The organism is Pantoea stewartii subsp. stewartii, assembly GCF_008801695.1.
Lineage (GTDB): Bacteria > Pseudomonadota > Gammaproteobacteria > Enterobacterales > Enterobacteriaceae > Pantoea > Pantoea stewartii.
This window is the reverse complement of sequence record NZ_VZPF01000022.1, coordinates 1-23,383: the sequence shown is the minus strand read 5'-3', so window position 1 is coordinate 23,383 and position 23,383 is coordinate 1. Positions and strand designations below refer to the sequence as shown.

18 protein-coding genes, 1 rRNA gene and 2 pseudogenes are annotated in these 23,383 nt (G+C 53.5%); 12 read left to right on the top strand and 9 right to left on the bottom strand.

Annotated elements, in window-relative coordinates; all coding sequences use genetic code 11:
- Nucleotides 1–163: 163 nt before the first annotated feature.
- From tldD to csrD, 8 genes are all read right to left on the bottom strand, one after another.
- Nucleotides 164–1,609, bottom strand: coding sequence for a metalloprotease TldD (tldD, locus tag F7Q90_RS08205; RefSeq protein ID WP_006120972.1), 1,446 nt, complete (start codon nucleotides 1,607–1,609; stop codon nucleotides 164–166).
- Between the two features lie 65 nt (nucleotides 1,610–1,674).
- Nucleotides 1,675–5,502: an AsmA2 domain-containing protein YhdP gene (gene yhdP / locus F7Q90_RS08200; RefSeq protein ID WP_006120973.1), complete on the bottom strand. Its 3,828-nt coding sequence runs from the start codon at nucleotides 5,500–5,502 to the stop codon at nucleotides 1,675–1,677.
- A 133-nt stretch (nucleotides 5,503–5,635) separates the two neighbouring features.
- Nucleotides 5,636–7,105, bottom strand: a complete 1,470-nt coding sequence (gene rng / locus F7Q90_RS08195; protein WP_006120974.1) for a ribonuclease G — start codon at nucleotides 7,103–7,105, stop codon at nucleotides 5,636–5,638.
- Nucleotide 7,106: 1 nt separating this feature from the next.
- Nucleotides 7,107–7,688 (bottom strand): Maf family protein, encoded by a 582-nt coding sequence (locus F7Q90_RS08190; protein WP_006120975.1) that lies wholly within the window; start codon nucleotides 7,686–7,688, stop codon nucleotides 7,107–7,109.
- Nucleotides 7,689–7,696: 8 nt separating this feature from the next.
- The gene (gene mreD / locus F7Q90_RS08185) at nucleotides 7,697–8,185 is read right to left on the bottom strand and encodes a rod shape-determining protein MreD (protein WP_006120976.1); all 489 of its coding nucleotides are present in this window, start codon (nucleotides 8,183–8,185) and stop codon (nucleotides 7,697–7,699) included.
- Nucleotides 8,182–9,204 carry a rod shape-determining protein MreC gene (mreC, locus tag F7Q90_RS08180; RefSeq protein ID WP_006120977.1) on the bottom strand — a complete coding sequence of 341 codons (1,023 nt, stop codon included), beginning with the start codon at nucleotides 9,202–9,204 and terminating at the stop codon, nucleotides 8,182–8,184. The genes mreD and mreC overlap by 4 nt, the downstream gene beginning before the upstream one ends.
- 147 nt (nucleotides 9,205–9,351) lie before the next feature.
- Nucleotides 9,352–10,395, bottom strand: a complete 1,044-nt coding sequence (gene mreB / locus F7Q90_RS08175) for a rod shape-determining protein MreB (RefSeq protein WP_003855260.1) — start codon at nucleotides 10,393–10,395, stop codon at nucleotides 9,352–9,354.
- 309 nt (nucleotides 10,396–10,704) lie between these two features.
- Entirely contained in the window at nucleotides 10,705–12,654 is a 1,950-nt protein-coding gene (csrD, locus tag F7Q90_RS08170) for an RNase E specificity factor CsrD (protein WP_006120978.1), read from the bottom strand.
- A gap of 282 nt (nucleotides 12,655–12,936) precedes the next feature.
- Between csrD and msrP the strand changes: the two genes are divergently transcribed.
- The 12 genes and pseudogenes from msrP to F7Q90_RS08110 all read left to right on the top strand — a co-directional run.
- Nucleotides 12,937–13,941 carry a protein-methionine-sulfoxide reductase catalytic subunit MsrP gene (msrP, locus tag F7Q90_RS08165; protein ID WP_006120979.1) on the top strand — a complete coding sequence of 335 codons (1,005 nt, stop codon included), beginning with the start codon at nucleotides 12,937–12,939 and terminating at the stop codon, nucleotides 13,939–13,941.
- On the top strand, nucleotides 13,942–14,544 hold the full coding sequence (msrQ, locus tag F7Q90_RS08160) for a protein-methionine-sulfoxide reductase heme-binding subunit MsrQ (RefSeq protein ID WP_006120980.1): 603 nt from the start codon (nucleotides 13,942–13,944) through the stop codon (nucleotides 14,542–14,544).
- A gap of 221 nt (nucleotides 14,545–14,765) precedes the next feature.
- Nucleotides 14,766–15,218 carry a type II 3-dehydroquinate dehydratase gene (gene aroQ, locus F7Q90_RS08155; RefSeq protein WP_006120981.1) on the top strand — a complete coding sequence of 151 codons (453 nt, stop codon included), beginning with the start codon at nucleotides 14,766–14,768 and terminating at the stop codon, nucleotides 15,216–15,218.
- Between the two features lie 25 nt (nucleotides 15,219–15,243).
- Entirely contained in the window at nucleotides 15,244–15,708 is a 465-nt protein-coding gene (gene accB, locus F7Q90_RS08150; RefSeq protein ID WP_006120982.1) for an acetyl-CoA carboxylase biotin carboxyl carrier protein, read from the top strand.
- A gap of 11 nt (nucleotides 15,709–15,719) precedes the next feature.
- Nucleotides 15,720–17,069, top strand: coding sequence for an acetyl-CoA carboxylase biotin carboxylase subunit (gene accC / locus F7Q90_RS08145; RefSeq protein WP_006120983.1), 1,350 nt, complete (start codon nucleotides 15,720–15,722; stop codon nucleotides 17,067–17,069).
- Between the two features lie 72 nt (nucleotides 17,070–17,141).
- A complete protein-coding gene (locus F7Q90_RS08140) occupies nucleotides 17,142–17,384 on the top strand; it encodes a YhdT family protein (protein WP_006120985.1) in 243 nt (80 codons plus the stop codon).
- Nucleotides 17,374–18,819, top strand: coding sequence for a sodium/pantothenate symporter (gene panF / locus F7Q90_RS08135; RefSeq protein ID WP_006120986.1), 1,446 nt, complete (start codon nucleotides 17,374–17,376; stop codon nucleotides 18,817–18,819). The genes F7Q90_RS08140 and panF overlap by 11 nt, the downstream gene beginning before the upstream one ends.
- Before the next feature lie 15 nt (nucleotides 18,820–18,834).
- Nucleotides 18,835–19,719 (top strand): 50S ribosomal protein L11 methyltransferase, encoded by an 885-nt coding sequence (prmA, locus tag F7Q90_RS08130; RefSeq protein WP_006120987.1) that lies wholly within the window; start codon nucleotides 18,835–18,837, stop codon nucleotides 19,717–19,719.
- A 400-nt stretch (nucleotides 19,720–20,119) separates the two neighbouring features.
- Nucleotides 20,120–21,085, top strand: a complete 966-nt coding sequence (gene dusB / locus F7Q90_RS08125; RefSeq protein WP_006120988.1) for a tRNA dihydrouridine synthase DusB — start codon at nucleotides 20,120–20,122, stop codon at nucleotides 21,083–21,085.
- 23 nt (nucleotides 21,086–21,108) lie between these two features.
- Entirely contained in the window at nucleotides 21,109–21,405 is a 297-nt protein-coding gene (gene fis / locus F7Q90_RS08120) for a DNA-binding transcriptional regulator Fis (protein ID WP_003855228.1), read from the top strand.
- Nucleotides 21,406–21,951: 546 nt separating this feature from the next.
- A pseudogene (locus F7Q90_RS27830) lies at nucleotides 21,952–22,032 on the top strand (hypothetical protein); the annotation flags it as partial.
- Nucleotides 22,029–22,733 (top strand): annotated as a pseudogene (locus F7Q90_RS08110) (amino acid ABC transporter ATP-binding protein); the annotation flags it as partial. The pseudogenes F7Q90_RS27830 and F7Q90_RS08110, both read left to right, overlap by 4 nt.
- A gap of 525 nt (nucleotides 22,734–23,258) precedes the next feature.
- On the opposite strand, the gene rrf reads toward F7Q90_RS08110, so the two are convergent.
- Nucleotides 23,259–23,374 (bottom strand): 5S ribosomal RNA (gene rrf, locus F7Q90_RS08105).
- Between the last annotated feature and the right edge of the window lie 9 nt (nucleotides 23,375–23,383).

Here is a 23,383-nt window from a genome sequence, read left to right as displayed (position 1 = left end):
GGTACTCAACAGGGCATCACAAAGGTGCGGGGCAGGACTTTAAACAGGCATCATTTACGGCAGAGACAGGAAAATCGCGCCAGCGTTTACTGAATGGGGCGCCTTCAGGATGTAATAGTAGCGCACTAAAAAAACCCGCCAGCAGGCGGGTTTGTCAGGCTAATCAGGCGGTGCCGCCGATAGTCAGCTTGTCCAGCTTGAGCGTAGGCTGGCCCACGCCAACCGGCAGACTCTGGCCTTCTTTACCGCACACGCCAACGCCTTTATCGAGCGCCAGATCGTTGCCAACCATAGAGATTTGCTGCATTGCCTCAATACCGGAGCCGATCAATGTCGCCCCTTTTACCGGTTTGGTGACTTTGCCTTTCTCAATCAGATAGGCTTCGGACGTGGAGAACACAAATTTACCCGACGTAATATCGACCTGGCCGCCACCAAAATTAGGCGCATACAACCCGTATTCCACACTTTCAATAATGTCCTGCGGCGTCGATTTACCCGCCAGCATGTAGGTGTTGGTCATACGAGGCATTGGCAGGTGCGCATAAGATTCGCGACGACCGTTTCCGGTAGGATTCACGCCCATCAGCCGGGCATTCAGCTTGTCCTGCATGTAGCCTTTCAATACGCCATTTTCAATCAGTACGTTGTACTGTCCGGGTACGCCTTCATCGTCAATAGCCAGTGAACCGCGTAATCCCTCGATCGTGCCATCATCAACCACCGTACAAAGGTCAGACGCCACCAGTTGGCCCATCTTACCGCTAAAAACGGAGGTTCCACGGCGATTGAAGTCGCCTTCCAGACCATGACCTACCGCTTCATGCAGCAGCACGCCTGGCCAGCCCGCCCCCAGCACCACCGGTAAAGCGCCTGCAGGCGCAGCCACTGCGGAAAGATTGACCAGTGCCATGCGTACCGCTTCGCGTGCCCAGGCATCAGCGCGCACATCGCCATTTTCATCAGCGAGGAAAAACGCGTAGCCAGTACGCGCACCGCCACCGCTGGTACCCCGTTCGCGTTTGCCTTGATCTTCCACCTGAACGCTGATGGACAGACGCACCAGCGGACGCACATCGGCGGCCAGGGTACCATCGGTTGCCGCCACCAGGACCTGCTCATATACGCCGGTCAGGCTGGCATTCACTTCCTGAACCCGTGGGTCAGCAGCCCGCGCAACCTGGTCAACACGATGTAACAGGGCGATTTTGTCTTCACGGCTGAGGCTGCCAAGCGGATCGACAGGCGCATAGAGCGCGCGGTTGACGACGGCTGACAGCGTGTGCGCCTTGCCATTCCCCTGCTCGCGTACGATGCTGCGGGCCGCTTCTGATGACAGACGCAGGGCATTCATTGTGATCTGATCGGCATAGGCGAAGCCGGTTTTTTCGCCGCTGACGGCGCGGACACCCACGCCCTGATCGATATGGTAGGAACCATCTTTAATGATTTTATCTTCCAGAACCCAGGATTCGTGGAAGCTGGACTGAAAATAAAGATCGGCATAGTCCAGACGACGTTCTGAAAGCTGCCCTAACAGGGAAAAAAGGTCCTGCTGATTAATGTTGTTAGCAGTTAGCAACTGCTCACTTACCAGATTCAGAGTCATCGTTTCTCACTCAATATGTGCTCGGATATTCATAGCCTGAGGCAATTATGTTACGCCGTCAAATATCACTTGTTATAGGTTTCGCGTGGCTTACGCATAACCTCGTCAATTTTGGGCTTATCGAGCGGGCCGCTGATGTGATAGCGCAGCACAGAAATTTTACTCCAGAGCGGCCCCAGAACCTTACTGGCCGCGAATACCGCGGCCCCGACGACCGGGTTAATCGCGAACGCGGTGGCGACACCAACGGAGGCGGAAATTTCCGGGGTAACTATGGCTTCCATATCAATCCGTCGCTTCACAAGATCCATATTGCCCTGCATGGCGATATCCGCCTCCAGCCCATCGACTGACAGGTTATCAGTACGGATGACGCCATCTTCAATCCAGGCGGTACCATTGATTGAATCGAAATAGAAACCCTGTTTAAAAGTATCACTGAAGTCGAAACGCAGTTTACGTAGCAGTGCATCAAAACTGAGCAGGCGCAAAATCTGCCCCGCCGCACCGGTATCCACATCCGTTATCTGGCCTTTACCAAAGTGTGTTTTCAGTGTGCCGCTCAGCGTTTCCGCTGATGGTTGCCAGGGTGCAGCGCGCCAGTGCAGGTCATAGTTAATTTTGAAAGGTGCATCGCGTAATGGCGTATTTACGCCGAACCAGTTGGTTGTGTTATTGATGTTGCTGCCCTGCAAGGTGCCTTTCAGCGAGGTACGCTGGTCGTTGGGCCGGTTAACCCATTCGCCCTGAATATTCAGACGCGAACTGCCTGTATCCACCAAGCCATTAGTAAGTGCTAACGTACTTCCTTTAGGTTGCAGCCCGGCGGAAACGCGCCCGTATTTTTGTCCCATCAGCCAGCATTCTGCACACTGAAACTGCACCGCAGGCCACTTGCTAAAGTCAATCTGATCGCTTTTTTGCCCCAGTGGCGAAGCCGCGGTATTTTTTCCGTCAGCGCCCTGCCAGTCGGGATTGTAATAAAGATAATCCAGAGCAACCTGCCACGCTGCTGACGGCGAGGTCGTAAGCTGGCCACGTAACTCTTTGGCATTAACCTTCACCTGGGTTTTACCGCCCATCTCCTGGGTGACGGTGGTATCCACGTCATGCCACTCTTGCCCTGCCAGACTGACAGCGGGGCTACGTAAGATAATATTGCCTGGCAGCGTTGCCCCGCCCATCTTATGCTCACCCGTCGGGCTGGCCGCTCCGCCTTCGCCTGCCATCAGGAGTGCCGCCCAGGCTTCGCCATCGAGCGCAGGCAAATTCAGCACCATGCCTGAACGATCCGGCAGCGCCGGTGTGGTTTTGGTGTCGTTAAGCCAGATGCCTCGCTCAACGCGCAGCGTAGGCTCCAGCAGCCAGCGGCTGTTAAACCGGTGCCGCTCGTCAACGCTGCCGCTCAGATCGAAATGCGTTAAGTCGCCGTTTGCATTAACGGTAACCGGCAGGCTCTCGCCAGCCTTTTTGTGGAGTGGCGGAGGTAAGCGACTACTTACTTCCTTACCGTCTCCTTTGAGTTGCACGGCATAATGTGCACCGCCCTTGTGAGGCAAGGTGACGTTTACCTCACCTTGCCACGGAAGATGACCGGCCAGTTGGCTGCTAATCTGTCGGGGTATATCATTGATTTTTGCCAGTTGCCAGTCCGCCTGTAATTTGACGTTCACGCCAAAATCGTCAGGATTCTCCTGCGTCGTGAAGCTGACATCGATCGGCTGTCCAAACCAGTTGGCCTGCAGCGTATCGCTTTCGAGATTGCCGTTGTTATAGCGGAACTGCCCCGTCAAATGGGTCATTGTGGTATTCAGGGGTTTGATATGCAGGCTGTTGTTATTCATCTGCACATCCCCGCAGGCGTGAACATCTTTGCCATTCAATGGAATATCCAGCTTGAGATGACCTTTGGTCAGGCCTTTGACCTGGAGCTGTTCCAGTGCCGCTCCCAGCGACGATTTGAGCGGCGTGTGCTGGAAGTACTCACCGATTTGCTGCCCGTCACCGCTGATATCGCCATTAATAATCAGCTTTTCCTTCAGATAATCCGGGATGACAGCGCTGACATTGCGGGCATCGACTTCACCCAGTTTCGCCAGTGGCGCATTCATCCAAAGGCCGTCATTCAGGAAGTTAAGATCGATATCAAGATTGCTGAGATCGGGCCAGCCCGGCTGGAACGCATAGGTTGCCTGGCGTAACGGCACCCAAACCTGGAACATCCCGTCGTTGTGCTGGAAGGGAAAAAGCGCTGGATTACCGTTAAACAGCAGCGTGGCATTACTGACCTTGCCGCCTTTAATCGCACCGCTTAAATAGTGTGTCAGCGAGTGGCCCATTATCGGTGTCGGAAAATAGCGCCACGCATCACCAGCGTTCGTGACGTTAATGCCGGCCAGAATATTCAGTTGAGGTTGCGCATCACTGTTTTGCTGATAGCGGAAATCGCCGTGCGCCCAAAGGGAACGGGCCTGAATGTCAAGGTCGTGACCCGCCAGCGTCAGCCCCTGCTTATCCTGCGTCCAGTTAAGGTTGCCGGTGATCTGTTTGATCTCCAGCGGTGCCTGGAACATATCACCATAAGGCACCGTAGCCTGCCCCATCGCAATTGCGGCTTGCCCATCGTTCAGGCTGCCTGTCGCCTCACCATTAAGATGGCTGATGCCGGGAACCAGCTTCCAGTACTGCCAGCTAAAATCACGCCACTTTACCTGAAAGCGGGTCTGCTCGGGTTGTGCTAAGGGAATATCTAACGCAAGCCCATCAATCGTGCCCCGCGGCCGCAATGCACGCCAGTTATCAAACAGCGCAGGTGAGAGAGGCGCAAAAAGCGGCACCAGCGGCGCGATGCGATCTAATGCTAACTGCGTCGCACGAACGCGGACTTCGGCCTCGCTGTTGCTGCCCAGCATCTGCTCGTCCTGCGGTTGCCAGAACAGCGAAAAATGACCAGCAGGCCACGCATTGCCGTCTGTGCTGAGTTTGGTTTGCGGCACCGTTACCACCCAGCCATTTTTATAACGCGAAAGGTGCGCCGTCAGACCATCAACGTTGAGAGTATGGGGACCGCTCTCGCCCTGCCAGCTTGCGCCGCCTTGACTTAACAACAGGTCGCCAGCGTAGATATCACCATCACGCAGAGTGACCCAGGCTGCCAGGCTAAACCGGGCGCTGTCCAGACGGGTGTTATCCCGTACCCAGCGGCCCAGCCAGGGGCGCATATCCACGTCATCAGCCTGCATCCAGATGCGACCGTCGTTGAGTAAGCCTTCGTTATCGTTCAGGTCGAGACGGACCTGCACAACACCGTGCTGTCCGGTAAAACTCGACAGGCTGACCTCACCTTCTGCGCGATGTCGCGTATGTTCGTTCAGCCAGGTGAGTTTAGGGATAGCCAGTTCAGCATGCTGACCGGATGGCGTGATAAAACCAATCGTGCTGTCGCGCAGATCGAAGTGATCGAACTGGCGTAAAAACAGATCGTTGATCTGGGTGAGCCTGAAGCTGTGCTTCTCGTTGTCACTGGTCAGGAGAGGCTGAGTGCTGTTAAAGTGCAACTGCCAGAACGTCAGATCGCGGAACTGCCAGCGCCAGTGGAGCAATGACTGCCAGACGTCCAGCGCAACGGTAATACGCGCGATCGAGAGCGTCCCCGTTTGTTTCATGTCCACGTTCAGGTCACGGATTTGCAGCGTGGGCCCAAAATTTTCCCACTTGCCCTTCAGCTGGCTGGCGTTAACATTGGCACCGCTGACGTCAGAAACAAACTCTAAGACCTGACTACGATAGTTATCGAGGTGCGGCATCGCCAGACGCAGCGCACTGACCAGCAGCGCCACAATCACAATGACTGTCGCGAGCAGCAGTAACATCACTCTTGGCAACTGCCTCACTCACACCTCTCCTTGTCTACCGTTAACGACGGATGGTTGCTGCTCATACCCGGCGTCTTATGACATAAGCGGTATGGGGCCACATTTTACCCTAAAATGTGCGGCCAGACATCGTGAGCCTGACCGGCCAGCACTACATCATGACCACATCGAACTGTTCCTGAGTATAGAGCGCTTCAACATGCACCTTTACCTGCTTGCCGACAAACAGCTCCACTTCCGCCAGCGCATGGGACTCATCCGTTTTCAACGCTTCGCCCACCGTCGGCGACACGTAGACCAGGAAACGGTCAGAATCATAAGCATGATGAACACGAACAATTTCACGCATAATTTCGTAGCACACCGTTTCGACGGTCTTCAGTGTGCCGCGCCCTTTACACACCGGGCAATCCTCACACAGCACGTGTTCGATACTTTCGCGCGTACGCTTGCGCGTCATTTCCACCAGCCCTAAGGCGGAAAACCCGCTGATGCCCGTCTTCACTCTGTCTTTACTGAGAGCGGTTTCCAACGAATGCAGCACGCGACGGCGATGATCTTCATTACTCATATCAATGAAGTCGATAATGATGATGCCGCCAAGGTTACGTAGCCTCAGTTGGCGGGCGATCGCCTGTGTCGCTTCCACATTGGTGTTAAAAATAGTTTCATCAAGGTTTCGGTGTCCGACAAAGGCACCGGTGTTGATGTCGATTGTCGTCATCGCTTCAGTTTGGTCGATGATGAGGTATCCGCCAGATTTCAGTTCAACTTTACGTTCCAGTGAGCGCTGAATCTCGTTCTCAACATCAAACAGATCAAAGATGGGCTGTTTGCCATTGTAAAGCTCGAGCTTACTGGACATCTCCGGGATGTATTCGCTGGTGAATTCCTTAAGGAGATCGCAGGTCAGGCGCGAATCGACACGAATGCGATCCAGCGCAGCGCCCGCAAAATCGCGCAGAATACGCTGCGCCAGCGCCAGCTCACCATAGAGTAAACAACGGGTTTGATTGCGCTTTTTCCGCTCGCTGACTTTGGTCCAGAGCCGTTTCAGAAACGCAGCATCCTGCGCCAGCTCTTCTTCGCCAATGCCTTCCGCTGCGGTGCGGATGATGAAACCGCCCAGGTCGTCACAGTAGTCAGCCACGACGGCTTTAAGGCATTCACGCTCTTTTTCACTGGCAATGCGTTGTGAAACGCCAACGTGTGAAGCGCCGGGCATAAACACCAGGTAGCGCGAGGGCAACGTGATATCTGTGGTCAGCCGCGCGCCTTTAGTGCCAAGGGGATCTTTCACCACCTGCACCACGAGATCCTGTCCCTGACGCACCAGCTCCGCGATATCACGTACCACGAAATTTTTCTTTTCATCGCCCGCAACGCATTCTGTATGCGGCATGATGTCGGACGCATGCAGGAAGGCCGCTTTATCAAGCCCGATATCCACAAATGCCGCCTGCATGCCAGGCAAAACCCGGCTGACGCGCCCTTTGTAAATATTACCGACGATGCCACGCCGGGCTTCGCGCTCAATGTGAATTTCCTGCAGGATACCGCCATCAATGTAGGCGACGCGCGTTTCAGCAGGCGTAACGTTAACCAGTAGTTCTGCCGTCATGTTAACCCCTTACGGCACGCAGTGACTGGAACTGGTCGATCAGTTCCGCGGTCTCAACCAACGGTAATCCGACGACTGCGTGATAACTTCCATTGATTTTACGAACAAAGTTTCCGCCCTTTCCCTGAATACCGTAAGCGCCTGCTTTATCCATAGGTTCACCTGTGGCGATGTACTCATTGATGTCGTGTGCGGTTAAGTTACGAAACGTCACCTCGGTGACCACCAGACAGTCCAGCACCTGCTGACGATCGGCCAGCGCGATAGCCGTCATGACCTGATGCGTTTTTCCCGAGAGTTTACTGAGCATCGCGCTGGCATGGTCGGCATCGTGGGGCTTTTCCAGCACCTCGCCATTGAGCACCACGATGGTGTCGGCACCCAGCACCGGTAAGTCTTGCCGGGCAACCGTGACGCCCGCTTTAGCTTTGTCATGCGCCAGGCGTCGAACATAGCCCTCCGCCGTTTCACCGGGCTGACGTTGCTCTTCAACATCAGTGACAAGACGCTCGAAGGTGATGCCAAGCTGGCTCAGCAGTTCACGTCGGCGGGGAGACGCGGAGGCCAGATACAGGGTTACCATAAATTTCCTTATTGAACAGCGAACTGACGGCGGATCTTTCTCATCAATAAGAATAGCCACGGCCAGAGAATCCCGTCGACAACACTGCTCCAGAAAATTTCAGGGCGGAATGAGACGTTGATCACCAGAAACTCTGCCCAGAAGACGATCACATCCATTGCTAATGACAGCACCATAACCATTAACGCCTGCTGCCACAATGCTAAGTTACGGAATAACTGGAATTTAAACGCAACCAGATAGGCGATAATGCTGAGCGCCAGTGCGCGAACGCCCAACGTCGAACCGGCGATTAAATCCATAATCGCCCCCAGCAGAAAACCGCTGCCCACATTCACGCGATGCGGCAGCGCCAGCACCCAATACACCAGAATCAACAATAGCCACGATGGCCGGAACATATAGATCTGTTCCGGCCATGGCATGATTTGCAGAATAAACGCCATCAGAAAGGACAGCCAGATCACCCATCGTCCCTGGCTGCGATATCGACTCAATTCTGGCCTCCGCGTGAGCGGGAAGCGGCATCCTGCGAACGACTTTCGCTGCTGCCCGAAGCGGGTGTGGTAGTCTGTGTGGTGGGCGCAGGCGGCCCCATTTCGCCGGCAGGCGGCAGCACCTGCGGCATCATTTGCATCAGGCGCTCGTTCGCGACCCGATGCACTTCATCAGGCGCCATAGGCATATCACCATTATGATCGGCTCCCCAAAGCAGCAGCAAATAGCGCAGACGTTGCAGACCCGCAGTAGGATGTGCCTGAATCACGGTATAAGCGCGTTGCGTATCCACTTTTACCGAGGACACGACACCGACAGGATAGCCTTCAGGGAAGCGGCCACCTAAGCCTGAGGTGACTAACACATCGCCCACGCGAATATCGGTATTGCCTGGCAGATGTTCAAGTTGTAAATCTTCCGTACAGCCATTGCCCGCCGCAATGACACGAATATCATTACGCAGTACCTGAATGGGTAGCGCATGTGATGCATCACAAATGAGCAGAACGCGGCTGGTAAACTGACCGACAGCGATGACCTGGCCCACAACCCCTTTATCACTGATGACCGGCTGACCTTCATATACGCCATTGGCGCTGCCTTTATCAATCACGACCTGATCGGTATAGGGATCGGTACCGGTGGAGATCACCTGGGTCACCATCTTATGCTCGTCCTGACGCAGAGGTGAACCCAGCAATTCGCGCAGGCGTGCATTCTCCTGCTTGTATTGCCCCAGCATGAGCAGGTCGCTGTTTTTCAGAAACAGCTCCCGACGTAACGCTTTATTTTCCAGCTCAAGCTGCTGGCGTGAAGCCAGCGTATCTGACACGCCATCCAGAAGTTGACGCGGGCCGTTGGCCAGGAAGTAAAACGGACTGACCGATGTGTCCAGATAGTTGCGTATTTGCGTAAATGAACTCACGCGACTATCTGCGATGATGATGGCAATCGCCACAATCACCGCCAGAAAGAGACGCAATTGCAGAGAAGGGCCTCTGCTAAAAATCGGCTTCATATAATCTGCGTGTTCCTCGACTACAAGGTAAGAAAGTACGGACGTACCGCACTTTCCTGGGCTGGACACATCATACCGATGCACGCAGCGCCGGTTTACACGCTACTCCCTGCGCACTGTTACGACGGTCTCAGCCGGTTGAGGCCATTATTCTTCGCTGAATAAATCGCCGCCATGCATGTCGATCATTTCCAGGGCTTTACCGCCGCCGCGCGCAACGCAGGTCAGCGGATCTTCCGCGACGACAACAGGAATGCCTGTTTCTTCCATCAGTAGACGATCCAGATTTCTCAGCAGCGCACCACCGCCCGTCAGGACCATGCCACGCTCGGAAATGTCAGAGGCGAGTTCTGGCGGACACTGTTCCAGCGCGACCATTACTGCACTCACAATTCCGGTAAGCGGCTCTTGCAGGGCTTCAAGGATTTCATTTGAGTTAAGGGTAAAGCCGCGTGGCACACCTTCTGCCAGGTTACGACCACGCACTTCGATCTCACGCACTTCGTCACCTGGGTAAGCAGAGCCGATCTCATGCTTGATACGTTCCGCTGTGGCTTCACCAATCAGTGAACCGTAATTACGGCGCACATAATTAATGATGGCTTCATCGAAGCGGTCACCACCGATACGCACGGAAGAAGAGTAAACCACGCCGTTCAAAGAAATGACGGCAACTTCAGTGGTACCGCCACCAATATCGACTACCATTGACCCGGTCGCTTCAGAAACCGGTAAGCCAGCGCCAATGGCGGCCGCCATAGGTTCTTCAATCAGGAACACTTCACGTGCACCCGCCCCCTGGGCAGATTCGCGGATTGCGCGGCGCTCAACCTGCGTGGCACCGACAGGCACACATACCAGCACGCGCGGACTTGGACGCATAAAGCTGTTGCTGTGAACCTGCTTAATGAAGTGCTGCAGCATTTTCTCGGTCACGAAGAAGTCGGCGATAACGCCATCTTTCATAGGACGAATGGCTGCAATATTGCCCGGTGTACGGCCTAGCATCTGTTTGGCGTCATGACCAACGGCCGCTACACTTTTAGGTGAGCCGGCACGATCCTGGCGAATAGCCACTACGGAAGGCTCGTTCAGCACGATGCCTTGTCCTTTTACATAAATCAGGGTGTTCGCGGTACCCAGATCAATGGACAAGTCATTGGAAAACATGCCACGAAATTTTTTAAACATACTAAGGGATAATCCTGCAAGCTGGAGGCGGAAAATAAAATCCGCTTACTTTACCAACCACACGAAGCTGCCACAAGGCGCAAAAACGTTCTGCTTCGGTGAAAAATTAGGCGACATTCGCATTAAATCATTTACAGCTGTTTCGCACACGAGCGGAACAGCGATATCACGCTATCAGAGCTGCTTGTTAAAGAATTTTCTTAACTTTACTCCGACATAAAATCTAACATTTCAGGCGCTCTCTTCTGCCTGTTTGTTGTCCTGTATTCACTAAAAGCTGGCGTAAAACCGGCGAATTCAGGCAAACGATTAAATCTGGTAACGTTGCGAGTACTTTTTCACATTACTGTTGACCGGCTGAGAAGGTGAAAACAGGTCGCCCTGCCCGCCTTCAACGCCTAATTCGACCAGAGTTTGCCACTCCGCTTTTGTGCGAACGCCTGCCGCATAAAGCCGGGTACCGGTCGGCTTGCAGACGTCCAGCAAGCTCCGCACAAACAGCTGATTTTCAGTACGGCGCTCAATGTTGCGCACCAGGCCGGCATCCAGCTTGATTAACGCGACCGGCAGTTGCCTGATATAGGCGCTACTGACTACCGTCAATCCTGCCTGACTGATGGCAATCCGGCAGCCAAATGCCTGGAGCGAATGCAACACCGGAATCAAACGGCTGATGTGTTGACAAACATCCCCTTCCGCAAGTTCAAATAAAAATCGTTTTCGCTGACTTTTTGGGCAGGCCAGCAACATTCGCTGCAACCAGACGACAAAGGGACGCTTTAACAGAGAGTCGATACTGACCGGGATAACCAGTGTTTCTTCAGGCCACAGCTCTGACAAAGCGGCAATGCGCAACACCATCTGCCTGTCCCAGCTCTCTACCATGCCAAGCTGCTGCACCAGTGGCATGTATTCAGCCGACAGCACTTCTTTATCACCATCAAAGATGCGGCTGAGTATGACTCGATGACGAACCTTGCCCTCACGGTCCACGGCAGGTTTCTGATAGAGCCGCGGCCCACCGCGACTGAGTGTATTTTCCAGCAAAGTGCGCCAGCGAACACTGCCGCGCCCGGCATCCTGCGGATTGCCCGCACCGTTTGACCAGTTATTGCCACCGGACAGCGTTGCCCGTCGCGTCGCCATCTCCACATTTTCCATTACCTGCGGCACCGTCTGGCCACTGTGCCAGGCGCTGATACCAATGTGAATAAAGTCGTCACGGTTCACCATGCGCATAGGGGGTAACGCATCAACGGCATTAATTAACTGGTCAGCGATGCTGTTGGCCTCTTTCAGGCTGCGGTGCGGCAGCAATACCGCAAAATCACTGCGAAAATAACGCGCAAGAAGCGCGCCGGGATAACGCATGACAAAAGTGGACAGCATATTGACGACGTTAAACAGGTACTCTTCAACCAGCACCGGTCCAAGCGAGTGATCGTGCGTGTCGAGCTCAGGAAAGCGGATCATCATGACCACGCCGTGTGTCCCGACATCTTCCTGGTCCTCCAGCAAGGTGGCCAACTGATTATCGAAGAAAAGCCGGTTATTCAGCCCGGTTCGGCCATCATGCGCAGCAAAGGTACGAATTAACGTATCAATGCGAACGCGCTGCTCGCCGGCTTCCTGTAAATCTGACAGAAGCTGATCGATCGCCCGACTGGCTTTGGGCGGCCACTCATCACGCTGCTTTTGGCGGAAGAAGGTACGCTCGCCAGCAAGAATCGATGCCGAACGACTTTCCAGGTGTTCCATCCCGCGCCATTGACGCACCAGCCAGCGATGGATGATGGACAGCATCACCGCCATAATCAGTACAACCAGCACGAGGGCGACAAGGGTATAAGTCGCAGGAATCGAGCGTAGCCAGGTTTGTGCAGGATCGAGAATCGTCAACTGGAGCCGCATTCCCGGTTGGTGCATTAGCGCAATGTCAAAATGGATATAGCGGTTTTTTTCGTGCTCGAGCATCTGATTTTCATGGCGGGACAGCGTAAAAACAGGTTGGCGACCGTTATAGAGAGAAAGTTGCTCCGCGTTAATAACAGGCAACATCGGGGCCAGCCAGGCCTTGAGCGCATCGGGAGGCTGGCTCAGCAAGACGTTATCAACTTCGGTCGCCAGCACCTGTACGCGACTTTCGACGCGCTGATGCGTGAGCCAGAAAACACTAAAAGCACAACCCACCAGCATTAAAACCATTGCCAGTACGCTAATCAGTGTAATAAATGCAGAAAGTTTGGTCGTTAATCGCATCCCTGTGCCTGTTTCACTTCGGTTGTCGCCGGATCACGCTGGCGCTGCACGGCAGCCGGAAGAAATTTGTGCAAAATAACACAAATGTCGTCTGGCAACAGTGGCGTTGTGCGTGAAGGCGAAGTATACCGCTGAGAAGATCTCACAGCGCCTGATTCTACATTTTTCAGTGGATTCCCATTTGAGAGCGAAGCCAGGAAATTTCACATTTTTGCAGCGAAATTCGCCAGCATAAGTAATAGTCATCATGCTGGTTGAGACTATCGCGCCTGGAGAAAAACGATGAAGCCGACTAAAAGCCTGACCGAAGCAGATGTAACGCCAGAAAGCATCTTTAATATGAACCGTCGTCGGGTGCTTCAGACGCTGGGGCTGGGTGCCGCAGCCATGGGCCTTCCCGGCATGGCAAATGCTGATATCCTGAGCTGGTTCAAAGGCAACGACCGCCCTGCTGCCCCCGCAGGCCGTCCGCTTGACTTTACCAAACCCGCCCAGTACCAGGCTAACCTGCCCTTAACGCCCGCCGATAAAGTTTCCGGATACAACAATTTCTACGAATTCGGTCTGGATAAAGCCGATCCTGCGGCGAACGCCGGTACCCTAAAAACCGATCCCTGGAAACTGACAATTGAGGGCGAAGTGGCTAAGCCCGTGACGCTGGACATGGATGATATTTTTAAGCGCTTCGCGATGGAGCAACGAATCTATCGCATGCGCTGTGTTGAAGCCTGGTCGATGGTCGTTCCCTGGATCGGATTTGAACTGAATAAACTGCTGAAGCTGGCAGAACCCACCAGCAAAGCCCGCTTCGTCGCCTTCCAGACGCTGTACGCGCCCGATCAGATGCCAGGGCAAAAAGACCGGTTTATCGGCGGCGGGCTCAATTACCCTTATGTAGAAGGTTTGCGTCTGGATGAAGCGATGCATCCGCTTACGATTCTGACAACGGGCGTATACGGTAAAGCGCTGCCGCCGCAGAATGGTGCGCCGATTCGCCTGACGGTTCCGTGGAAATATGGCTTTAAGGGCATCAAGTCCATTGTGAAAATTACGCTCACTCACGATCAACCGCCAACGACATGGAATCAGATTGCCGACAATGAGTATGGTTTCTATGCCAACGTGAATCCCCATGTGAACCATCCACGCTGGTCACAGGCGACCGAACGTTTTATTGGGCCGGGCAGTAGCTTTAATGTGGATCGTCAGCCCACGTTACTCTTCAACGGTTATGCCGATCAGGTTGCCTCGCTCTATCGCGGCATGGATTTGCGGGAGAATTATTGAGTGCGCCTGACAATAAAGCAGATCGGCTGGCTTAAAGTCCTGTTGCATCTGGCTGCGTTCCTGCCGTTGGTTTATTTGATCATGGCCGCGATGCACGGTGGACTGAGCGCCGACCCGGCAAAGGATATCCAGCATTTTACCGGCCGAATGGCATTGAAACTGCTGCTGGCTACGTTGCTGGTGTCGCCCTTAACGCGCCTGATAAAACAACCCCTGCTCATTCGGACCCGACGCCTGCTGGGGATCTGGACATTTTTCTGGGCCAGTTTGCATTTGACCAGCTACTACCTGTTGGAGCTGGGAATAAATAACATCGGCCTGCTGGGCAGTGAGCTGATTTCCCGGCCCTATCTGACGCTGGGGATCCTCTCCTGGTTTATCTTGTTGGCGCTGGCCGTCACGTCTTTCCAGCGCATGCAGCGTAAACTCGGCAAACGGTGGCAAACATTGCATAACCTGATCTATCTGGTCGCGATCCTGGCACCTGTCCATTATCTCTGGTCAGTCAAAATCCTTTCGCCGCAACCCATTATTTATGCGCTTTTAGCTCTGGTCCTGTTAGCCTGGCGCTACAAAAAGTTCATTAAGTGGTGGCCGCGTTAACCGCTCTTTTCCCCGCTATCGTCTGCATAAATGCGGTCTCCGGACCGCATCCGATCAACTTCGCAGATAAGACCAGTATTTTGCTGCGAAATGCCACGAAACGGATATAATAGCCGGCTTTATTGCGATTTGACGCTTCTTTTTCACCGTGACGGGTGACAAATGGAAAGCGGCAAGGTATTTTACGCGATGCCTCAATGATTGCGGGAGATGGCAGCAAGATGGCCGATAAATTACATATTCTGCTTTTGAACGGTCCCAACCTTAATCTGTTGGGAACGCGCGAGCCTGAAAAATACGGGGACGTCACGCTGGATCAGATCGTTTCTCGTCTGGTGCAGCAGGCAGACCAGTTGAATGTAGCGTTAAGCCATTTGCAGTCCAATGCTGAATATCAGCTCATTGATCGCATTCATGAGACAAAAGGCAACGTGGATTATATCATCATCAATCCTGCCGCGTTTACGCACACCAGCGTCGCACTTCGTGATGCGCTGTTAGCAGTGGACATTCCCTTTATCGAAGTTCATCTGTCAAATGTGCACAGCCGCGAGCCCTTCCGCCAACATTCCTATTTTTCTGATGTCTCTGCGGGCGTTATTTGTGGGCTTGGCGCCGATGGCTACTCGTGGGCATTACAAACGGCAGTAAAGCGCCTGTCTCAGGCTAATTAATCAAACTGAGTACGGAACCCCATTCATGGATATTCGTAAAATTAAAAAACTGATCGAACTGGTTGAAGAATCTGGCATTTCTGAGCTGGAGATTTCCGAAGGTGAAGAGTCTGTTCGTATCAGTCGTGCACCTGCAAACACTGGTTATCCGATGATGCAGCAGGCTTATGCTGCGCCTGTTGCTCAGCAACCGGCGCTGGCGAGCGCCGTGGCACCTGTTGCCGCTGTCGCAGAAGCTGCACCAGCAGAAATCAGTGGTCACATCGTACGTTCACCGATGGTCGGTACCTTCTACCGCACACCAAGCCCGGATGCGAAAGCGTTTGTGGAAGTGGGCCAGAAAGTCAATGCCGGTGACACGCTGTGCATCGTTGAAGCCATGAAAATGATGAACCAGATCGAAGCCGACAAATCTGGCGTTGTTAAAGCCATTCTGGTCGAAAGTGGTCATCCGGTAGAATTTGACGAGCCACTTGTTGTCATCGAATAACGGGGCGAACCATGCTGGATAAAATTGTTATTGCTAACCGCGGTGAGATTGCACTGCGCATTCTGCGTGCCTGTAAAGAACTGGGCATTAAGACTGTCGCTGTTCACTCAAGCGCGGACCGTGACCTGAAACACGTGCTGCTGGCAGACGAAACGGTTTGCATCGGCCCGGCACAGTCGGTCAAAAGTTATCTCAACATCCCGGCGTTGATCTCTGCTGCAGAAATAACCGGCGCGGTGGCGATTCACCCTGGCTACGGCTTCCTGTCTGAGAACGCGGATTTTGCTGAGCAGGTTGAGCGCTCTGGCTTTATCTTTGTGGGCCCAAAAGCTGACACCATCCGCCTGATGGGCGATAAAGTGTCGGCCATCACGGCGATGAATAAAGCTGGCGTGCCGACCGTACCTGGCTCCGATGGCTCACTGACCGATGACATGGAAAAAAACCGTGCCTTCGCCAAGCGCATCGGCTATCCGGTCATTATTAAAGCCTCCGGCGGCGGCGGCGGTCGTGGTATGCGCGTTGTGCGCAGTGACAAAGATCTGGAACAATCCATCAACATGACGAAAGCGGAAGCCAAAGCGGCTTTCAACAACGACATGGTGTACATGGAGAAGTATCTGGAAAATCCACGTCACATCGAAATCCAGGTTCTGGCTGATGGCCAGGGCAACGCCATCTATCTGGGCGAGCGTGACTGTTCTATGCAGCGCCGCCACCAGAAAGTCGTGGAAGAAGCGCCAGCACCGGGCATTACGCCAGAGCTGCGTTCATTCATCGGTGAGCGTTGTACTAAAGCCTGTATCGATATCGGCTATCGCGGCGCAGGGACGTTTGAGTTCCTGTACGAGAATGGCGAGTTCTATTTCATTGAAATGAACACCCGTATTCAGGTTGAACATCCGGTCACCGAAATGATCACCGGCGTCGACCTGATTAAAGAGCAGCTGCGTATTGCTGCTGGCCAGCCGCTGTCAATCAAGCAAGAAGATGTGATTATTCGTGGTCATGCGGTTGAATGCCGTATCAACGCCGAGGATCCGGTCACCTTCCTGCCAAGCCCTGGTAAGATTACCCGTTTCCATGCACCGGGTGGTTTTGGTGTGCGTTGGGAATCCCATATTTATGCGGGTTACAGCGTGCCGCCGTATTATGATTCCATGATCGGAAAGCTCATCACCTACGGTGAAACCCGTGATATCGCTATTGCCCGTATGAAAAACGCGCTGGCGGAGCTGATTATCGACGGCATCAAAACCAACATCGAACTGCAGATGAAAATCATGTCCGATGAAAACTTCCAGCACGGTGGCACCAATATCCACTATCTGGAGAAAAAACTCGGCCTGCACGAGAAGTAATCGCAACGCTGAGTTAGTCTGAGGCCGGATATTCCGGCCTTTTTCTTTTCCCGCAGGCGTTAAGGTCACATCATGGACGCGCGTTTTTTACAGGCTCACAAAGAGGCTCGCTGGTCGCTCTATCTCACGCTGGCCTGGCTGGCTGTCTGGGGCATTTCCGCCTGGTCGGGCGGCGATGCGGTTGGCATAACCGGTTTGCCACGCTGGTTTGAGCTCTCCTGCATTTTTGCGCCTCTGCTGTTCATTTTTCTGTGCTGGCTAATGGTCCGTACACGCTTCCGTGAGATGTCTCTTGAGGAGGAAGATGAACACTGAAATCATCCTGCCACTGTTGGCTTATCTGGTCGTTATTGCCGGTCTGTCCATCTTTGCGATGCGTAAACAGCGCAAAGGAAATTTCCTGACCGAGTATTTTCTGGGTAGCCGTTCGATGGGCGGATTTGTGCTGGCTATGACCATCACCACCACCTATATCAGCGCCAGCTCCTTTATCGGTGGCCCAGGCGCAGCGTATAAATATGGTCTGGGCTGGGTGCTGCTGGCCATGGTTCAGGTTCCTGCTGTGTGGCTTTCACTGGGTGTACTGGGGAAGAAATTTGCCATTCTGGCGCGTAAGCATAATGCGGTCACGCTTAACGATATGCTCTATGCGCGCTATGGCAGCACACTATTGGTGGTCCTGGCCAGCCTGAGTTTACTCGTTGCCTTTGTGGGCGCGATGGCCGTGCAGTTTATCGGTGGCGCACGCCTGCTGGAAACCGCAGCCGGTATCCCCTACGACACGGGATTACTGATCTTCGGTGGAACTATCGCGCTTTATACGGCATTTGGCGGCTTCCGGGCCAGCGTGCTTAACGATGCCATGCAGGGCATTGTGATGCTGATTGGCACCTTTTTGCTGCTGTTTGCGATTATTCACCATGCCGGAGGGATCCACACTGCTGTAGAAAAACTGCATGCGATTGATCCCAAACTGCTGTCTCCTGAGGGGCCGGGCGATATCATTACGCCGACGTTCCTGAGCTCGTTTATCGTTCTGGTCTGCTTTGGCGTTATCGGTCTGCCCCATACCGCTGTCCGCTGTATTTCCTACAAGGACAGTAAAGCCGTTCACCGGGCGATTGTTCTCGGCACTATCGTGGTGGTGGTACTGATGCTGGGAATGCATCTGGCAGGCGCGCTGGGCCGCGCCATATTGCCCGATCTGACCGTGCCGGATCGGGTTATCCCGACGCTGATGATTACCGTCCTGCCGCCGCTGGCCGCAGGGCTGTTTTTAGCGGCGCCGATGGCGGCGATCATGTCGACCATCAATGCGCAGCTGTTGCAGGCTTCCGCTACGCTGGTTAAAGATCTGTATTTACGCCTCGCACCTCAGCAACTGGACAATGAGCCACGACTGCGGATGTTATCGGGCACGGTGACATTTGCCCTGGGTGTCGTTTTGCTGTTCGTGGCCTGGCATCCGCCCGACATGATTATCTGGCTTAACCTGCTGGCGTTTGGTGGGCTGGAGGCAGTATTCCTGTGGCCGCTGGTTCTGGGGTTATATTGGGAACGCGCCAATGCCGCAGGCGCGCTCAGCGGGATGGTGGTGGGCGGAGGCTGTTATGCCATTCTGGCAACCCTGGGCCTGCAACTGTGGGGATTTCATCCCATCGTGCCTTCCTTATTGTTAAGTCTGCTGGCGTTCCTGGTCGGCAATCTGTTTGGGCGTTTACCCGCCGTGGTTAACGCACCACAACACTGAATTAAGAGAGATGTTATGCCGTGGATTCAAATCAAAATTAACAGTTCTGGTGCCAACGCAGAGGCGCTGAGCGATGCACTGATGGAAACCGGTGCCGTGTCAGTGACCTTTCAGGATACCCATGACACGCCCGTCTACGAACCTCTGCCCGGGGAAACCCGTTTATGGGGCGATACCGATGTTATCGGGTTGTTCGATGCCGAAAGCGACATGGAAGGCGTCATTGCCGAACTTTCACAGCATCCACTGCTGGGAGAGAATTTTCGCCAAAAGATCGAGCAGATCGAAGACAAAGACTGGGAACGCGAGTGGATGGAGAACTTCCATCCTATGCGCTTTGGCGAACGCTTGTGGATCTGCCCGAGCTGGCGCGATGTGCCCGATCCGAATGCCGTCAATGTCATGCTGGATCCCGGGCTGGCTTTCGGAACCGGCACACATCCCACCACATCGCTCTGTCTGACGTGGCTCGACGGTCTGGATCTGAACGGTAAAACGGTGATCGATTTTGGCTGCGGCTCTGGGATCCTGGCGATCGCCGCCTTAAAGCTGGGTGCAGCGCAGGCCATTGGCATTGATATCGATCCTCAGGCGATTCAGGCCAGCCGCGACAATGCCGAGCGCAATAGGGTGGCGGACCGTCTGTCTCTTTATCTGCCGCATCAGCAACCGGAAAACCTGCAGGCTGATGTGGTGGTGGCAAACATTCTTGCCGGACCGCTGCGTGAGTTAGCGCCGCTTATCCGCGTGCTGCCTAAACCAGGCGGGCATCTGGGATTATCAGGCGTGCTGGAAAGCCAGGCCGAGAGTGTCTGTGAAGCTTATGCCATGCACTTTGCGCTGGACCCTGTCGCCGTTAAGGAAGAATGGTGCCGGATTACGGGTGTAAAAAACGCTTAGCGTCGTAAACGATGCGAGCGTCAGACTCAGCCCTGCAAACGTCGCAGGGCTGTATACCTTCTCCTCATACAGATGAAAGCGAACCTGTCTGGTCGTCGCTGCCTTTCACGCTCAATCGCTATGCTTTTGTCAATCGTCTGTACGGCGTGTTGTGTCGTTAATCACGGTATGTGACGTTTTTTATCTGGCGAATGCCGAATCTTCGTCGGAAAAACCTTTGTTCACAAAATAAACACAACTGGATAAAGCCATGATTTTTAATGCCATTTATCCATAACACCCTTGTCAGAGCAGACTAAAAGCAGTTTTCTTGCGAATTGTTCAAAGTTTGGCCTTTCATCTTAAGAAAAAAATGCGTAATATACGCCGCCTTGCAGACACAGTATGGCATTACGACTTCATGCGCATTGGAAACCTCCAGCTGAGAAATCGACTGATTGCGGCACCGATGGCCGGTATTACAGACAGGCCTTTCAGAACGCTTTGTCATGAGATGGGTGCAGGAATGGCGGTTTCTGAGATGTTGTCATCCAATCCCGAAGTGTGGGCCAGTGACAAATCTCGTTTACGCATGGTGCACAGTGATGAACCCGGCATTCGTGCCGTCCAGATTGCAGGCTGTGATCCCAGTGAGATGGCTCAGGCTGCACGTATTAATGTCGATGCTGGTGCACAGGTGATTGATATTAATATGGGTTGCCCAGCCAAAAAGGTGAACCGCAAAATGGCGGGGTCGGCCTTACTGCAATATCCTACCGTGGTCGAGTCTATTCTCTCTGCCGTGGTAAATGCGGTTGATGTACCGGTCACATTGAAAATCCGTACCGGTTGGGATCCAGAAAACAGAAACTGTGTCGCGATTGCCCAATTGGCTGAGCGTTGTGGCATTCAGGCTTTGACGATACATGGCCGCACTCGTGCCTGCCTGTTCAACGGAGACGCTGAATACGACAGCATTCGGACAGTTAAGCAGAGTGTCTCTATTCCGATTATCGCGAACGGAGACATAACTGACCCGCATAAAGCCAGAGCAGTGCTCGACTACACCGGAGCCGACGCTTTGATGATAGGACGTGCTGCTCAGGGAAGACCGTGGATCTTCCGGGAAATCCAGCATTATCTGGACACTGGGGAGCTGCTTGCCCCGCTGCCACTGGCAGAGGTCAAGCGTTTGCTTGTTTCGCATATACGTGAGCTGCACGACTTTTACGGTCCAGGCAAGGGATACCGTATAGCGCGGAAGCACGTGTCCTGGTATCTCCAGGAACATGCCCCAAATGACCAGTTTCGGCGCACATTCAACGCCATTGAGGATGCCAGCGAACAGCTGGAGGCGTTGGAGGCATACTTCGAAAATCTTGCGTAACGAAATAAAGAGCTGAAAGAACTATGTTCGAACAACGCGTAAATTCTGACGTACTGACCGTTTCTACCGTTAACTCACAGGATCAGGTAACTCAAAAACCTTTGCGTGATTCGGTTAAACAGGCACTGAAGAACTATTTTGCTCAACTGAATGGTCAGGATGTGAGTGACCTGTATGAGCTGGTTTTGGCTGAAGTCGAGCAGCCTCTGTTGGACATGGTGATGCAGTATACCCGTGGCAACCAGACCCGTGCTGCCCTGATGATGGGTATCAACCGCGGTACGCTGCGTAAGAAACTGAAAAAATACGGCATGAACTGATTCAGGTTCACACCGTTAATCTCGCCAGCCTTCGGGCTGGCGTTTTTATTTGTGCGTTACTACGCAAATTTTTTTAAAAACGCTGAAACAGTTGCATCACATATGGTAACTGTAGTTGCAGTCGCCAGCGTGACTTTAACAGACTTACCTTTCACATTTTCTCTTCTTCGCGGTCTTTGTCTTTTGTACCACCATGCCCTTCAGCCCAGCCCTGTCGGCCTTTTGTGAGCACGGCTACCTTTTTAAGCAATCTCATGTCTGCTTACATCAGCCACATGCAAACAGGCTCACACTGTTGCTAAATAGTGAAACAAATTGCACTAAATGTGATCTACCCGACTCGAAATGCATCCTTTTGGTGCGCCATATTATTGCAGCCTTCCGGATAATTCAGATTATTACCCGATATTTCAGGTGAATTCAGAATTCTGCAAACCTGGCACTGGCTTTGCAAAGTCGTGGATGGCTGATCGCCACAGACAGGAAACGCACACCAAAGTGCGCACTACATAACAACACAACACGACATGCCACACAGGATGCTTTATGAAAAAGATGATGCTCTCTACTCTGGTTGCTGCGGCTTCGCTGCTCGCCGTTGCTCAGCAAGCCCACGCAGGCGCCACAAATGGTATGGCCAGTTTCATGTGCTGAAAGACATTAATCTGCAGGTGAAACCGCGCGAACGTATCGTGCTATGCGGTCCGTCAGGGTCAGGAAAGTCGACGACGATTCGTTGTATCAACCATCTGGAGGAACATCAGAAGGGGCGGATTGTGGTCGATGGTATTCATCTGAATGATGACGTACGGAATATAGAGCGCGTTCGTACTGAAGTCGGTATGGTCTTTCAGCACTTTAATCTTTTTCCTCACCTTACGGTTTTGCAGAACTGTACGCTAGCGCCGATGTGGGTGCGTAAGATTGCCAAAAAAGAAGCGGAGGAGCTTGCGATGCACTATCTGCAGCGCGTACGCATTGCTGAACATGCGCATAAGTTTCCTGGACAACTTTCAGGCGGCCAACAGCAGCGTGTCGCGATTGCGCGTTCATTGTGCATGAAACCTAAAATTATGCTGTTTGATGAGCCCACCTCTGCCCTGGATCCGGAAATGGTGAAAGAGGTGCTGGATACCATGATTGGGCTTGCAGAAGATGGCATGACGATGCTGTGTGTCACGCATGAGATGGGCTTTGCACGTACCGTTGCCGATCGGGTGATCTTTATGGATCGCGGCGAGATCGTGGAGGTTGCGCCACCGCAGGAGTTTTTTGCAAATCCGAAGTCAGAACGTACCCGCGCTTTCCTGTCCCAGGTTATTCACTGACCGCTCTCGTTTCTGACCGTACCTCCGTCTCTGACAGAGGTACGGTTCTGACCTTTCCTGTCCGGATGATGCACCACGTTGTAAATCCACCGTCATCCTTTATAAAACTCCGCTTTTTAGCGACTGAGGAAACGCTGTCGTCGACGGTGCATGCCTGAATCGTGCTGTATTCAGCAAGGGTGAGCTGGCCCAGCCAGTGCTCGCCTGTACATTGATCGGATATGGGTGATTCAGGCGGGTTTACTGACGGCTTATAGGGTGATCCACAGATCTTTCCGCTTTAACCCTGATACGCGTCTGCCTGAGCTGGCCCGTGATGCACTTTATGTGGACGAGCCTGCTGGCGACAGGTAGAAATCGACGTTGCGGAAGTCAGCCAGCCCACCAATGAGGCGAGTTTCACGGCTGTGGGGCCGGCGGTAGCGCGGCTTCCGCTGAGGTGCGGCTCGTCCCTTTCGGTTTCAGGCGAATAACCGACGTAAAAAAGCCCCGTACTTTCGTACGGGGCTTCTTCACCTGATTGATGCCTGGCAGTTCCCTACTCTCGCATGGGGAGACCCCACACTACCATCGGCGCTACGGCGTTTCACTTCTGAGTTCGGCATGGGGTCAGGTGGGACCACCGCGCTACAGCCGCCAGGCAGATTCTG

Coding starts and splice junctions, on each gene's coding strand:
- tldD (WP_006120972.1), bottom strand. CDS start 1,609: ATGACTCTGAATCTGGTAAGTGAGCAGTTGCTAACTGCTAACAACATT.
- rng (WP_006120974.1), bottom strand. CDS start 7,105: ATGACGGCAGAACTACTGGTTAACGTTACGCCTGCTGAAACGCGCGTC.
- F7Q90_RS08190 (WP_006120975.1), bottom strand. CDS start 7,688: ATGGTAACCCTGTATCTGGCCTCCGCGTCTCCCCGCCGACGTGAACTG.
- mreC (WP_006120977.1), bottom strand. CDS start 9,204: ATGAAGCCGATTTTTAGCAGAGGCCCTTCTCTGCAATTGCGTCTCTTT.
- mreB (WP_003855260.1), bottom strand. CDS start 10,395: ATGTTTAAAAAATTTCGTGGCATGTTTTCCAATGACTTGTCCATTGAT.
- csrD (WP_006120978.1), bottom strand. CDS start 12,654: ATGCGATTAACGACCAAACTTTCTGCATTTATTACACTGATTAGCGTA.
- msrP (WP_006120979.1), top strand. CDS start 12,937: ATGAAGCCGACTAAAAGCCTGACCGAAGCAGATGTAACGCCAGAAAGC.
- aroQ (WP_006120981.1), top strand. CDS start 14,766: ATGGCCGATAAATTACATATTCTGCTTTTGAACGGTCCCAACCTTAAT.
- accB (WP_006120982.1), top strand. CDS start 15,244: ATGGATATTCGTAAAATTAAAAAACTGATCGAACTGGTTGAAGAATCT.
- accC (WP_006120983.1), top strand. CDS start 15,720: ATGCTGGATAAAATTGTTATTGCTAACCGCGGTGAGATTGCACTGCGC.
- F7Q90_RS08140 (WP_006120985.1), top strand. CDS start 17,142: ATGGACGCGCGTTTTTTACAGGCTCACAAAGAGGCTCGCTGGTCGCTC.
- panF (WP_006120986.1), top strand. CDS start 17,374: ATGAACACTGAAATCATCCTGCCACTGTTGGCTTATCTGGTCGTTATT.
- prmA (WP_006120987.1), top strand. CDS start 18,835: ATGCCGTGGATTCAAATCAAAATTAACAGTTCTGGTGCCAACGCAGAG.
- dusB (WP_006120988.1), top strand. CDS start 20,120: ATGCGCATTGGAAACCTCCAGCTGAGAAATCGACTGATTGCGGCACCG.
- fis (WP_003855228.1), top strand. CDS start 21,109: ATGTTCGAACAACGCGTAAATTCTGACGTACTGACCGTTTCTACCGTT.